This is a genomic window from Streptomyces griseochromogenes (assembly GCF_001542625.1).
GTDB classification, from domain to species: Bacteria; Actinomycetota; Actinomycetes; order Streptomycetales; family Streptomycetaceae; genus Streptomyces; species Streptomyces griseochromogenes.
In genome coordinates this window covers 7,848,352-7,862,105 of sequence record NZ_CP016279.1, presented here as the reverse complement: position 1 = coordinate 7,862,105, position 13,754 = coordinate 7,848,352, and the positions used below count along the sequence as shown (strand labels likewise).

The following is a 13,754-nucleotide window of genomic DNA, read 5'->3' as shown; positions in this document are numbered from 1 at the left end:
ACCCATGAGCAAGATCCTGATCCGTGGTGCGAAGGTGCTCGGCGGCGAGCCGCAGGACGTGCTGATCGACGGCGAGACCATCGCCGCGGTGGGCACCGGGCTGTCCGCGGAGGGTGCCGAGGTGATCGAGGCCGGCGGCAAGGTGCTGCTGCCGGGCCTGGTCGACCTGCACACCCATCTGCGCGAACCGGGCCGCGAGGACTCCGAGACCGTGCTCACCGGCACCCGGGCGGCCGCGAGCGGCGGCTACACCGCCGTCTTCGCCATGGCCAACACCTTCCCGGTCGCCGACACCGCCGGTGTGGTCGAGCAGGTCTGGCGGCTCGGCCAGGAGCACGGCTACTGCGACGTGCAGCCCATCGGCGCCGTCACGGTCGGCCTGGAGGGCCGCAAGCTCGCCGAGCTGGGCGCCATGCACGAGTCGGCCGCCGGGGTCACCGTCTTCTCCGACGACGGCAAGTGCGTGGACGACGCCGTGATCATGCGCCGCGCCCTGGAGTACGTGAAGGCCTTCGGCGGTGTCGTCGCCCAGCACGCACAGGAGCCGCGGCTGACCGAGGGCGCCCAGATGAACGAGGGCATCGTCTCCGCCGAGCTCGGGCTGGGCGGCTGGCCGGCCGTCGCCGAGGAGTCGGTCATCGCCCGGGACGTCCTGCTCGCCGAGCACGTCGGCTCCCGCGTGCACATCTGCCACCTCTCGACCGCGGGCTCGGTGGAGATCGTCCGCTGGGCCAAGTCGCGCGGGATCGACGTCACCGCCGAGGTGACCCCGCACCACCTGCTCCTGACGGACGAGATGGTGCGCACGTACAACCCCGTCTACAAGGTCAACCCGCCGCTGCGCACCGAGCGGGACGTGCACGCCCTGCGCGAGGCGCTCGCCGACGGCACGATCGACATCGTCGCCACCGACCACGCCCCGCACCCGCACGAGGACAAGGACTGCGAGTGGGCCGCGGCCGCCATGGGCATGGTGGGCCTGGAGACCGCGTTGTCAGTGGTCCAGGAGACCATGGTCGACACGGGCCTGCTGGACTGGGCCGGCGTCGCCGACCGCATGTCCTCCAAGCCCGCGCAGATCGGACAGGCCACCGGGCACGGCCGTCCCGTCTCGGCCGGTGAGCCCGCCAACCTCACCCTCGTCGACACGGCATACCGTGGCCAGGTGGACCCCGCGGGCTTCGCCTCGCGCAGCCGCAACACCCCGTACGAGGGACGCGAGCTGCCGGGCCGTGTCACCCACACGTGGCTGCGGGGCAAGGCGACGCTCGTCGACGGGAAGCTCACGTGACACCTGTAATCCTGCTGGCCGAGGCGAAGAGGTCGGCCGAGGTCACCGACTGGGGGGCCCGCATCGGCTGGCTCGTCGGCCTCGCGCTCTTCGTCGCGCTCGTCTACTGGCTGATGCGCGAGGGCTGGAAGTGGCGCGGCACCCTCCAGGGCGACCTGCCCGAGCTGCCCAGCGCGCCGGACGAGCCCGGCGAGGCCAGACTGACGATGAGCGGCCGCTACCACGGCTCGACCACCGCCGGGCAGTGGCTGGACCGCATCGTGGCCCACGGCCTCGGCACCCGCAGCCGGGCCGAGCTCACCCTGACGGAGGCGGGTCTGGACGTCGTACGCCCCGGGGCGACGGACTTCTTCGTCCCCGCCGCGGCGCTGCGCGAGGCCCGGCTGGACAAGGGCATCGCCGGCAAGGTCCTCACCGAGGGCGGACTGCTGGTGGTGACCTGGGCGCACGGGGACAAGCTGATCGACTCCGGCTTCCGCTCCGACCACGCGGCCGAGCACACCGAGTGGGTCGACACCCTGAACCACATGATCAACGACACGGAAGGCGCACGATGACGACCTCCACCAGGGGAGCCGCGAAGGTTCCCGCCGTACTCGTCCTGGAGGACGGCCGCATCTTCCGCGGCCGTGCCTACGGGGCCGTGGGGGAGACCTTCGGCGAGGCCGTGTTCTCCACCGGCATGACCGGCTACCAGGAGACCCTCACCGACCCGTCGTACGACCGCCAGATCGTCGTCGCGACCGCCCCGCAGATCGGCAACACCGGCTGGAACGACGAGGACGACGAGTCGAGCCGCATCTGGGTCTCCGGCTACGTCGTGCGCGACCCCGCGCGCGTGCCGTCCAACTGGCGCGCCAAGCGCTCCCTGGACGACGAGCTGGTCGCGCAGGGCGTGGTCGGCATCTCCGGGATCGACACCCGCGCCCTCACCCGCCACCTGCGCGAGCGCGGTTCCATGCGCGCCGGCGTCTTCTCCGGCGAGGCGATCGCCCCCGAGGCCGAGCTGATCGAGCGCGTGCAGGCCCAGCCGCACATGAAGGGCGCGAGCCTCTACGAGGAGGTCGCCACCAAGGATGCCTACGTCGTCCCGGCGATCGGCGAGAAGCGCTTCACCGTCGCCGCCATAGACCTCGGCATCAAGGGCATGACCCCGTACCGCATGGCCGAGCGCGGCATCGAGGTGCACGTGCTCCCGGCTACGGCCTCCGTGGAGGACGTCTACGCCGTCGCCCCGGACGGAGTCTTCTTCTCCAACGGACCCGGCGACCCGGCCACGGCCGACGGCCCGGTGGCCCTGATGACCGCCGTCCTGGAGCGCAGGACGCCGCTGTTCGGCATCTGCTTCGGCAACCAGATCCTCGGCCGCGCCCTCGGCTTCGGCACGTACAAGCTGAAGTACGGCCACCGGGGCATCAACCAGCCGGTCCAGGACCGTACGACCGGCAAGGTCGAGGTCACCGCGCACAACCACGGCTTCGCCGTCGACGCGCCGCTCGACAAGGTCAGCGAGACGAAGTTCGGCCGCGCCGAGGTCTCGCACGTCTGCCTGAACGACAACGTCGTGGAGGGGCTGCAGCTGCTCGACCAGCCGGCCTTCTCCGTCCAGTACCACCCCGAAGCGGCAGCGGGCCCGCACGACGCCGCCTACCTGTTCGACCGCTTCGTTTCCCTGATGGAGGGCCAGCGTGCCTAAGCGCACCGATATCCAGTCCGTCCTGGTCATCGGCTCCGGCCCGATCGTCATCGGCCAGGCCGCCGAGTTCGACTACTCCGGCACCCAGGCGTGCCGCATCCTGCGCGCCGAGGGCCTGCGGGTGATCCTCGTCAACTCCAACCCGGCGACGATCATGACCGACCCGGAGATCGCCGACGCCACCTACGTCGAGCCGATCACCCCCGAGTTCGTCGAGAAGATCATCGCCAAGGAGCGCCCCGACGCCCTGCTGCCCACCCTGGGCGGCCAGACGGCCCTGAACACCGCCATCTCGCTGCACGAGAACGGTGTCCTGGAGAAGTACGGCGTCGAGCTGATCGGCGCCAAGCCCGAGGCGATCCACAAGGGCGAGGACCGCGAACTGTTCAAGGCCGTGGTCGAGGCCGTCCACGCCAAGATCGGCCACGGCGAGTCCGCCCGCTCGGTGATCTGCCACTCCATGGACGACGTCCTCAAGGGCGTCGAGCAGCTCGGCGGCTACCCGGTCGTCGTCCGCCCGTCCTTCACCATGGGCGGCGCCGGCTCCGGTTTCGCGCACGACGAGGAGGAGCTGCGCCGCATCGCCGGCCAGGGCCTCACCCTCTCGCCGACCACCGAGGTGCTCCTGGAGGAGTCCATCCTCGGCTGGAAGGAGTACGAGCTGGAGCTGATGCGCGACAAGCACGACAACGTCGTGGTCGTCTGCTCCATCGAGAACTTCGACCCCATGGGCGTGCACACCGGTGACTCGATCACGGTCGCGCCCGCGATGACGCTGACCGACCGCGAGTACCAGATCCTGCGGGACATCGGCATCGCCGTGATCCGTGAGGTCGGCGTCGACACCGGCGGCTGCAACATCCAGTTCGCGGTGAACCCCGACGACGGCCGTGTGATCGTCATCGAGATGAACCCGCGCGTGTCGCGTTCCTCGGCGCTCGCCTCCAAGGCGACCGGCTTCCCGATCGCCAAGATCGCCGCCAAGCTGGCCGTCGGCTACACCCTGGACGAGATCCCGAACGACATCACGCAGGAGACCCCGGCCTCCTTCGAGCCCACGCTCGACTACGTCGTCGTGAAGGCCCCGCGGTTCGCCTTCGAGAAGTTCCCGCAGGCCGACTCCACGCTGACCACCACCATGAAGTCGGTCGGCGAGGCCATGGCCATCGGCCGCAACTTCACCGAGGCCTTCCAGAAGGCGCTGCGCTCGCTGGAGAAGAAGGGCAGCCAGTTCACCTTCGTCGGTGAGCCCGGCGACAAGGAAGCGCTGCTGCGCGAGGCCGTGCGCCCCACCGACGGCCGGATCAACACGGTCATGCAGGCCATCCGCGCCGGTGCCACGCCCGAGGAGGTCTTCGAGTACACGAAGATCGACCCGTGGTTCGTGGACCAGCTCTTCCTGATCAAGGAGACCGCGGACGAGCTCTCCGAGGCACCCGAGCTGACCCGCGGGCTGCTCGCCGAGGCCAAGCGGCACGGCTTCTCCGACCAGCAGGTCGGCGAGATCCGCGGCCTGCGCGAGGACGTCGTCCGCGAGGTCCGGCACGCCCTCGGCATCCGCCCGATCTACAAGACGGTCGACACCTGCGCCGCCGAGTTCGCCGCGAAGACGCCGTACTTCTACTCCTCCTACGACGAGGAGACCGAGGTCGCGCCCCGCGAGAAGCCCGCGGTGATCATCCTGGGCTCCGGCCCCAACCGCATCGGCCAGGGCATCGAGTTCGACTACTCCTGCGTCCACGCCTCCTTCGCGCTCTCCGACGCCGGGTACGAGACCGTGATGGTCAACTGCAACCCGGAGACCGTCTCCACGGACTACGACACCTCCGACCGCCTCTACTTCGAGCCGCTGACGCTTGAGGACGTGCTGGAGATCGTCCACGCGGAGTCCCTCGCCGGCCCGATCGCCGGTGTGGTCGTCCAGCTGGGCGGCCAGACCCCGCTGGGCCTCGCGCAGGCCCTGAAGGACAACGGCGTGCCGGTCGTGGGCACCTCTCCCGAGGCGATCCACGCCGCCGAGGACCGCGGTGCCTTCGGCCGCGTCCTCGCCGAGGCCGGCCTGCCCGCGCCGAAGCACGGGACGGCGACGACCTTCGCCGAGGCCAAGTCCATCGCCGACGAGATCGGCTACCCGGTCCTGGTCCGGCCGTCCTACGTCCTCGGTGGGCGCGGCATGGAGATCGTCTACGACGAGACCCGCCTCGCCTCCTACATCGCCGAGTCGACCGAGATCAGCCCCTCCCGGCCGGTCCTCGTCGACCGCTTCCTGGACGACGCCATCGAGATCGACGTCGACGCCCTGTACGACGGCGAGGAGCTGTACCTCGGCGGCGTCATGGAGCACATCGAGGAGGCCGGCATCCACTCCGGCGACTCGGCGTGCGCCCTGCCCCCGATCACGCTGGGCGGCTTCGACATCAAGCGGCTGCGCGCCTCCACCGAGGCCATCGCCAAGGGCGTCGGCGTGCGCGGCCTGATCAACATCCAGTTCGCGATGGCGGGCGACATCCTCTACGTCCTGGAGGCCAACCCGCGCGCTTCCCGTACGGTCCCCTTCACCTCGAAGGCGACCGCGGTGCCGCTGGCCAAGGCCGCCGCCCGGATCTCGCTGGGCGCGACCATCGCCGAGCTGCGCGCGGAAGGGCTGCTTCCGGCGACCGGCGACGGCGGCGAGCTGCCGCTGGACGCGCCGATCTCCGTCAAGGAGGCCGTCATGCCGTGGTCGCGCTTCCGCGACATCCAGGGCCGCGGCGTCGACACCGTCCTCGGCCCGGAGATGCGCTCCACCGGCGAGGTCATGGGCATCGACTCGGTCTTCGGCACGGCGTACGCCAAGTCGCAGGCGGGCGCCTACGGCCCGCTGCCCACCAAGGGCCGCGCCTTCATCTCGGTCGCCAACCGCGACAAGCGCTCGATGATCTTCCCGGCCCGTGAGCTGGTCGCGCACGGCTTCGAGCTGCTCGCCACCTCCGGCACGGCCGAGGTCCTCAAGCGCAACGGCATCAACGCCACGATCGTGCGCAAGCAGTCCGAGGGCACCGGCCCGAACGGCGAGCGGACCATCGTCCAGCTCATCCACGACGGCGAGGTCGACCTGATCGTCAACACCCCGTACGGCACCGGTGGCCGCCTCGACGGCTACGACATCCGTACGGCCGCGGTGGCCCGCTCCGTGCCGTGCCTGACGACCGTCCAGGCGCTCGCGGCGGCCGTCCAGGGCATCGACGCCCTCAACCACGGTGACGTGGGCGTCCGCTCGCTCCAGGAGCACGCGGAACACCTGACCGCGGCCCGCGACTAGCGCTCCGCGAAGAGGCCGTGTGCCACGCTGCGGGCCGGCTGTGGCCGGTCGCGCAGTTCCCTGCGCCCCTTCGGGGCGCGGACCATCAGCCGCCTACGAGGGGGGACTCCGGAAACGGTGTCCCCCCTCCGTGTGAGGACATTCGATGTATCACCTCTTCTTCCGCCTGGTCTTCCGGCGGATGGACGCCGAGCAGGCCCACCACCTGGCCTTCCGCTGGATCCGCCGCGCCGTCCGCATCCCCGTGCTGCGTACCTTCGTCGCGGCCGCCCTCGCGCCCCGCTACAAGGAGCTGCGCACCGAGGCCTTCGGGCTGCGCATGCACGGCCCCTTCGGGCTCGCCGCGGGCTTCGACAAGAACGCCGTGGCCATCGACGGCATGTCGATGCTGGGCTTCGACCACGTCGAGATCGGCACGGTCACCGGTGAGGCCCAGCCCGGCAACCCCAGGAAGCGGCTGTTCCGGCTCGTCGCGGACCGGGCGCTGATCAACCGCATGGGCTTCAACAACGACGGGTCCCTCACGGTCGCCGCGCGCCTCGCCGCCCGCGAACCCGTCTTCAGGACCGTCGTCGGCGTCAACATCGGCAAGACCAAGGTCGTCCCGGAGGCGGAGGCCGTCGGCGACTACGTGAAGTCCGCCGAGCGGCTCGCGCCGTACGCCGACTACCTGGTCGTGAACGTCTCCTCGCCGAACACGCCGGGCCTGCGCAACCTGCAGGCCACCGAGGCGCTGCGCCCGCTCCTCACCGCCGTCCGCGAGGCCGCGGACCGTACGGTGGCGAACCGGCGCGTCCCGCTCCTGGTGAAGATCGCCCCCGACCTCGCGGACGAGGACGTCGACGCGGTCGCCGACCTGGCCGTGGAGCTGGGCCTGGACGGCATCATCGCCACCAACACGACCATCGCCCGCGAGGGCCTCGGTCTGAGGTCCGACCCCGCGCTGGTGAAGGAGACCGGCGGGCTCTCCGGCGCGCCCCTGAAGGCGCGCTCCCTGGAGGTCCTGCGCCGCCTGTACGCGCGCGTGGGCGACCGGATCACCCTGGTGGGCGTCGGCGGCATCGAGACCGCCGAGGACGCCTGGCAGCGCATCCTGGCCGGCGCCACGCTGGTCCAGGGGTACAGCGCCTTCATCTACGAGGGGCCCTTCTGGTCCCGCGCGATCCACAAGGGCCTCGCCGCGCGCCTGCGCACCAGCCCGTACGCCACCCTCGCCGACGCGGTCGGCGCCGACGTGAGGAAGTCAGTGTGACCGGCATGACCTCGTACGAGCCCTTCGGTGCCCGTCTGCGCCGCGCGATGGACGAGCGCGGCCCGCTGTGCGTCGGCATCGACCCGCACGCCTCCCTGCTGGCCGAGTGGGGCCTGAACGACGACGTGGCCGGTCTGGAGCGGTTCAGCCGCACGGTCGTCGAGGCGGTGGCCGACCGGGTCGCCGTGATGAAGCCGCAGAGCGCCTTCTTCGAGCGGTTCGGCTCGCGTGGCGTCGCCGTTCTGGAGAAGGCGGTCCAGGAGGCGCGGGCGGCCGGCACCCTGGTCGTGATGGACGCCAAGCGGGGCGACATCGGCTCGACCATGGCCGGGTACGCGGAGGCCTTCCTGCACCCGGAGGCCCCGCTGTTCTCCGACGCCCTGACCGTCTCGCCCTTCCTCGGCTACGGCTCGCTCAGCCCGGCCGTCGCGCTGGCCCGGCAGAGCGGCGCCGGGCTGTTCGTCCTGGCCCTGACCTCGAACCCGGAGGGCCCCGAGGTCCAGCACGCGGTCCGCGCCGACGGCCGCACCGTGGGCGCGACCATGCTGGCCCACCTGGCCGCCGAGAACGCGGGCGAGGAGCCGCTGGGCTCCTTCGGGGCGGTCGTCGGCGCCACGGTGGGCGATCTGTCGTCGTACGACCTGGACATCAACGGTCCGCTCCTCGCGCCCGGCGTCGGTGCCCAGGGGGCGACGCCGGCCGACCTTCCGAGGGTCTTCGGGGCCGCGGTGCGCAACGTCGTCCCGAACGTCAGCCGGGGTGTGCTGCGGCACGGACCCGACGTCGGGGCGCTGCGCTCGGCCACGGAGCGCTTCGCGGAGGAGATCCGGACCGCGGTTTCCGGCGGCTGAGGTCTTCGCAGGCGGCTCCGATGGGCGTCACCAGGGCGACCTGAGTGTGAATACATCCTCAAATCAGGGGCAATATGTCTGAAATGTCCGACCTGACGGCGGCTGACCAGTACTTTTCCGCTGTTCTCGCTGACTCTGGCGGACTTGCCCGCTAGTCTCCGAGCAGTGGGGGCACCTCCCGCGCCCCTCAAGGCAGTGGGGGAGAACGGGCAGCGTGTTGCTCGTAGCTCCCCAGGTGTGGGGCGACTAGGTTCCTCACCGGTCCGTATCCGACAGTTCGACATCCGAGGTGACGTAGGCGTGGCTCTTCCGCCCCTTACCCCTGAACAGCGCGCAGCCGCGCTCGAAAAGGCCGCCGCGGCTCGCCGGGAGCGGGCCGAGGTCAAGAATCGACTCAAGCACTCCGGCGCCTCCCTGCACGAGGTCATCAAGCAGGGCCAGGAAAACGACGTCATCGGAAAGATGAAGGTCTCAGCCCTGCTCGAGTCGCTGCCGGGCGTGGGCAAGGTCCGCGCCAAGCAGATCATGGAGCGTCTGGGCATCTCCGAGAGCCGCCGCGTGCGCGGTCTCGGTTCCAACCAGATCGCTTCTCTGGAGCGTGAGTTCGGCAGCACCGGCTCCTGAGTCCGGGCCCTGCCGGACCGGGCGTCCCGGGCACTCCGGGATTGCTGGAATAATCGCTGCATGAGTGAACGTCCGCGGCTGACCGTGCTCTCCGGCCCCTCGGGGGTCGGCAAGAGCACGGTCGTCGCCCATATGCGCAAGGAACACCCCGAGGTCTGGCTCTCGGTGTCGGCCACCACCCGTAAGCCGCGCCCCGGCGAGCAGCACGGAGTCCAGTACTTCTTCGTCACCGACGAGGAGATGGACAAGCTGATCGCCAATGGCGAGCTGCTGGAGTGGGCCGAGTTCGCCGGCAACCGTTACGGCACGCCCCGCACGGCCGTGCTGGAACGGCTGGAGAAGGGCGAGCCCGTGCTGCTGGAGATCGACCTCCAGGGCGCCCGGCAGGTCCGCGAGTCGATGTCCGACGCGCAGCTGGTGTTCCTCGCTCCGCCCTCCTGGGAGGAGCTGGTGCGCAGGCTCACCGGCCGGGGGACCGAGCCGCCCGAGGTCATCGAGCGTCGCCTGGAGGCGGCCAGGACCGAGCTGGCGGCCGAGCCGGAGTTCGACGTGACCTTGGTCAACACCTCCGTCAAGGACGTGGCGAGCGAGCTGCTAGCCTTGATGGACATTGTGTGATCGTGACTGATCTTTTCCCCTCCTTCGGAAGGTAGAGCGTGTCCTCTTCCATCACCGCGCCCGAGGGCATCATCAACCCGCCGATCGACGAGTTGCTTGAGGCCACCGACTCGAAGTACAGCCTCGTGATCTACGCCGCCAAGCGGGCCCGTCAGATCAACGCGTACTACTCGCAGCTCGGCGAGGGCCTCCTCGAGTACGTCGGCCCGCTCGTCGACACCCACGTGCACGAGAAGCCGCTCTCGATCGCCCTGCGTGAGATCAACGCCGGTCTGCTGACCTCCGAGGCCGTCGAGGGCCCGGCGCAGTAGTAGGTTCAGATCGCAGTTGCTTCACCCACAGGCCCGGCAGCGCTACTGCCGGGCCTGTGGTGTGTGATGGTCGTAGGTTTCCTAGCCGGGGAGAGACGACGGTGGACAAGCCGAGGGTCGTACTGGGGGTCAGTGGCGGGATCGCCGCGTACAAGGCCTGTGAGCTGCTGAGAAGGCTCACGGAGTCGGGCCATGACGTACGCGTGGTGCCCACCTCCTCCGCGCTGCACTTCGTCGGTGCCGCCACCTGGTCCGCCCTGTCGGGCAACCCGGTCTCCACCGAGGTCTGGGACGACGTCCACGAGGTCCCGCACGTCCGTATCGGCCAGCGGGCCGACCTGGTCGTGGTGGCTCCGGCGACCGCCGACACGCTCGCCAAGGCCGCCCACGGACTCGCCGACGACCTGCTGACCAACACGCTCCTCACCGCCCGCTGTCCGGTCGTCTTCGCGCCCGCGATGCACACCGAGATGTGGGAGCACCCCGCCACCCAGGAGAACGTGGCCACGCTGCGCCGCCGTGGCGCCGTCGTCATCGAGCCCGCCGTCGGCCGCCTCACCGGTGTCGACACCGGCAAGGGCCGGCTGCCCGACCCGGTGGAGATCTTCGAGGTCTGCCGCCGCGTGCTCGCCCGGGGCGTCACCGAGCCCGACCTTCGGGGCCGCCATGTCGTCGTCTCGGCCGGCGGCACGCGCGAGCCCCTCGACCCCGTCCGCTTCCTCGGCAACCGCTCCTCCGGCAAGCAGGGCTACGCCCTCGCCCGCACGGCCGCCGCCCGCGGTGCCCGGGTCACCCTGGTCGCGGCCAACACCGGCCTGCCGGATCCGGCCGGTGTCGATGTCGTTCACGTGGGCACCGCCGTTCAACTGCGCGAAGCGGTTCTGAAGTCCGCGGCGGACGCCGACGCGGTCGTCATGGCCGCCGCCGTGGCCGACTTCCGGCCCTCGGCATACGCGGCCGGGAAGATCAAGAAGAAGGACGACCGGGACCCCGACCCGATCGTGCTGGTACGGAATCCGGACATCCTCGCGGAGATCTCGGCCGATCGCGCCCGTCCGGGACAGGTGGTCGTCGGCTTCGCCGCCGAGACCGACGACGTCCTGGCAAACGGTCGCGCCAAGCTGACCCGCAAGGGCTGCGACCTGCTCGTGGTGAACGAGGTGGGGGAGCGCAAGACCTTCGGCTCCGAGGAGAACGAGGCCGTCGTGCTGGGCGCCGACGGCAGTGAGACTCCCGTGCCGCATGGCCCGAAGGAAGCCCTCGCCGACACCGTCTGGGACCTGGTGGCGGCCCGGCTGGGCTGATCGGGTTCCGCCGTCCGGGGCGACATGTTTCGGCCGTTCGACGGGTGTTTCCCGGACGACTTCGAACGCGGCAACGTCGCGTGGTTCCCTCTGGTCAAGGTCACCGGCATTGTGCAGAATGCCCGTGCCGCAGGTCACAGCGCTCCCGAGAGGCGAGACAGGTGGGCCGGCGGCACGGTGCGACCCGTAAACTGTTCTCGGACGACGCCAGGCGCAGCCCTGTGCACGTCCGCAACTGATCAGCCAGCAGCCGCTGCAACCCCAGGGAGCGTTGTGTCCCGTCGCCTGTTCACCTCGGAGTCCGTGACCGAGGGTCACCCCGACAAGATCGCTGACCAGATCAGCGACACCATTCTCGACGCGCTTCTGCGCGAGGACCCGACCTCCCGGGTCGCCGTCGAAACCCTGATCACCACCGGCCTGGTGCACGTGGCCGGCGAGGTCACGACCAAGGCCTACGCGGACATCGCGACCCTGGTCCGCAACAAGATCCTGGAGATCGGCTACGACTCCTCGAAGAAGGGCTTCGACGGCGCCTCCTGCGGCGTGTCGGTCTCGATCGGCGCGCAGTCCCCGGACATCGCACAGGGTGTCGACACGGCGTACGAGAACCGTGTCGAGGGCGACGATGACGAGCTGGACCGGCAGGGCGCGGGCGACCAGGGCCTGATGTTCGGCTACGCCTCCGACGAGACGCCGACCCTGATGCCGCTGCCGATCTTCCTGGCGCACCGCCTGTCCAAGCGGCTGTCCGAGGTCCGCAAGAACGGCACCATCCCCTACCTGCGCCCGGACGGCAAGACGCAGGTCACCATCGAGTACGACGGCGACAAGGCCGTCCGCCTCGACACCGTGGTCGTCTCCTCGCAGCACGCCAGCGACATCGACCTGGAGTCGCTGCTGGCCCCCGACATCCGCGAGTTCGTCGTCGAGCCCGAGCTGAAGGCGCTCCTGGACGACGGCATCAAGCTGGACACCGAGGGCTACCGCCTGCTGGTCAACCCGACCGGCCGCTTCGAGATCGGCGGCCCGATGGGCGACGCCGGCCTGACCGGCCGCAAGATCATCATCGACACCTACGGCGGCATGGCCCGCCACGGCGGCGGCGCCTTCTCCGGCAAGGACCCGTCCAAGGTCGACCGCTCCGCCGCGTACGCGATGCGCTGGGTCGCCAAGAACGTCGTGGCGGCGGGCCTGGCCTCCCGCTGCGAGGTCCAGGTCGCCTACGCCATCGGCAAGGCCGAGCCGGTCGGTCTGTTCGTGGAGACCTTCGGCACCAACAAGGTCGACAACGAGAAGATCGAGAAGGCGATCGACCAGGTCTTCGACCTCCGTCCGGCCGCCATCATCCGCGACCTCGACCTCCTGCGCCCGATCTACTCCCAGACGGCGGCGTACGGCCACTTCGGCCGCGAGCTGGCCGACTTCACCTGGGAGCGCACGGACCGCGTGGACGCTCTGCGCGAGGCCACGGGCCTGTAAGCCCGCACAACGGCTTCTCACCGGGGCCCGGCTTCCCTTCGGGGGCCGGGCCCCGGTGCCGTTCGGTCAGAAGGCGGGCGCCAGCCGGATCCGGCGGAGCCTGCGGTCGATCTCCAGGATCCGCACCCTCATCTCCTGCCCCTCGAGGACGACCCGTCCGCCCAGGCAGGACTCGTGCACCAGGCCTTCCGCGGCCTCGCCGACGCGGACGAACACGCCGAAGGGGACCACCTTGGTCACCGGGCCCGCCGTGACGTCCCCCTCGCCCAGGGCGAGTCTGTCCCAGGGATCCTCCTGAAGGGCCTTGAGCGAGACGACCACTTCCCCCTGGTAGGTGTCGACGTCTATCACCTCGCCGGTGACCCGCTGTCCCGGCCGGACCACCTCCTCGGGGTGATCGATGGGCGACCAGGTCAGTTCCGGGACACGGACGAAACCCGTCCCCGGGTGGACGGGGTGTGCGGGCTCCCCGTCGAGGCGGACGAAGACCCCGAAGCCGTGCACGGCGGCCACCGTGCCCGTGACGACGTCTCCGCGCCGTGTGCGGCACAGATGGCGGTACAGCGCCTCGTCCTCGCACGCCCTGGCGGAGAGCGCGACCTCGCCCGTCCGCTCGTCGACGCCCTGCACCTCGGCGGTGATCCGCTCTCCGAGGGAGACCACCTCCGAGGGGTCCTCGAACGCGGCCCACGTCAGCAGGTGCCGGGGGATCGTCCCCCTCGGGGCCTGCGGATCGTCCCCGTCCAGCCGTACGCGAACGCCCCTCTGCTCGTCGAAGCCGACGACCGTTCCGGTCCTGACCTCCCCCTCGGGGCGGGCCGACAGGCGTTCACGCAGTTGTTCCAGCGGGTCCGGGGTCGTTTCGTTCATGATCGCGAGCCTAGGCGTGAACGCGAGTGCGGCGGAAGGGAATTGACTGGCGGGGGAGCGGCGTGGCTTCTACGGTGGGTCCACCGATGCCGCCCGGTGCGAAGGACGCGGGTACTTCCGGGTGATCCCCTCGCAGGTTCGAATCCTGCTGCCG

General features: G+C 70.4%; 12 protein-coding genes. 11 read left to right on the top strand and 1 reads right to left on the bottom strand.

The window, feature by feature from the left end:
• Nucleotides 1-4: 4 nt before the first annotated feature.
• The 11 genes from AVL59_RS33895 (at nucleotide 5) to metK (ending at nucleotide 12,730) form a co-directional block, all read left to right on the top strand.
• Nucleotides 5-1,291, top strand: coding sequence for a dihydroorotase (locus AVL59_RS33895; RefSeq protein WP_067312396.1), 1,287 nt, complete (start codon nucleotides 5-7; stop codon nucleotides 1,289-1,291).
• Nucleotides 1,288-1,848: a PH-like domain-containing protein gene (locus AVL59_RS33890; RefSeq protein ID WP_067312393.1), complete on the top strand. Its 561-nt coding sequence runs from the start codon at nucleotides 1,288-1,290 to the stop codon at nucleotides 1,846-1,848. The genes AVL59_RS33895 and AVL59_RS33890 overlap by 4 nt, the downstream gene beginning before the upstream one ends.
• On the top strand, nucleotides 1,845-2,987 hold the full coding sequence (gene carA, locus AVL59_RS33885) for a glutamine-hydrolyzing carbamoyl-phosphate synthase small subunit (RefSeq protein ID WP_067312390.1): 1,143 nt from the start codon (nucleotides 1,845-1,847) through the stop codon (nucleotides 2,985-2,987). The genes AVL59_RS33890 and carA overlap by 4 nt, the downstream gene beginning before the upstream one ends.
• Nucleotides 2,980-6,288: a carbamoyl-phosphate synthase large subunit gene (carB, locus tag AVL59_RS33880; RefSeq protein WP_067312388.1), complete on the top strand. Its 3,309-nt coding sequence runs from the start codon at nucleotides 2,980-2,982 to the stop codon at nucleotides 6,286-6,288. Before carA ends, carB begins: the two co-directional genes overlap by 8 nt.
• Before the next feature lie 145 nt (nucleotides 6,289-6,433).
• Entirely contained in the window at nucleotides 6,434-7,540 is a 1,107-nt protein-coding gene (locus AVL59_RS33875; RefSeq protein ID WP_067312385.1) for a quinone-dependent dihydroorotate dehydrogenase, read from the top strand.
• A 5-nt stretch (nucleotides 7,541-7,545) separates the two neighbouring features.
• A complete protein-coding gene (gene pyrF / locus AVL59_RS33870) occupies nucleotides 7,546-8,391 on the top strand; it encodes an orotidine-5'-phosphate decarboxylase (RefSeq protein WP_067318080.1) in 846 nt (281 codons plus the stop codon).
• Nucleotides 8,392-8,691: 300 nt separating this feature from the next.
• On the top strand, nucleotides 8,692-9,015 hold the full coding sequence (locus AVL59_RS33865; protein ID WP_003977346.1) for an integration host factor: 324 nt from the start codon (nucleotides 8,692-8,694) through the stop codon (nucleotides 9,013-9,015).
• A 60-nt stretch (nucleotides 9,016-9,075) separates the two neighbouring features.
• Nucleotides 9,076-9,633: a guanylate kinase gene (gene gmk / locus AVL59_RS33860; RefSeq protein WP_067312382.1), complete on the top strand. Its 558-nt coding sequence runs from the start codon at nucleotides 9,076-9,078 to the stop codon at nucleotides 9,631-9,633.
• Nucleotides 9,634-9,671: 38 nt separating this feature from the next.
• Entirely contained in the window at nucleotides 9,672-9,944 is a 273-nt protein-coding gene (gene rpoZ, locus AVL59_RS33855; protein ID WP_003982715.1) for a DNA-directed RNA polymerase subunit omega, read from the top strand.
• 101 nt (nucleotides 9,945-10,045) lie between these two features.
• Complete coding sequence (gene coaBC, locus AVL59_RS33850; protein ID WP_067312380.1) at nucleotides 10,046-11,248, top strand: bifunctional phosphopantothenoylcysteine decarboxylase/phosphopantothenate--cysteine ligase CoaBC; 1,203 nt, start codon at nucleotides 10,046-10,048, stop codon at nucleotides 11,246-11,248.
• 273 nt (nucleotides 11,249-11,521) lie between these two features.
• Nucleotides 11,522-12,730: a methionine adenosyltransferase gene (gene metK, locus AVL59_RS33845; RefSeq protein WP_067312377.1), complete on the top strand. Its 1,209-nt coding sequence runs from the start codon at nucleotides 11,522-11,524 to the stop codon at nucleotides 12,728-12,730.
• 66 nt (nucleotides 12,731-12,796) lie between these two features.
• Here metK and AVL59_RS33840 read toward each other — a convergent pair whose 3' ends face one another.
• Nucleotides 12,797-13,600, bottom strand: a complete 804-nt coding sequence (locus tag AVL59_RS33840; RefSeq protein WP_079147146.1) for a S1 RNA-binding domain-containing protein — start codon at nucleotides 13,598-13,600, stop codon at nucleotides 12,797-12,799.
• Nucleotides 13,601-13,754 lie beyond the last annotated feature (154 nt).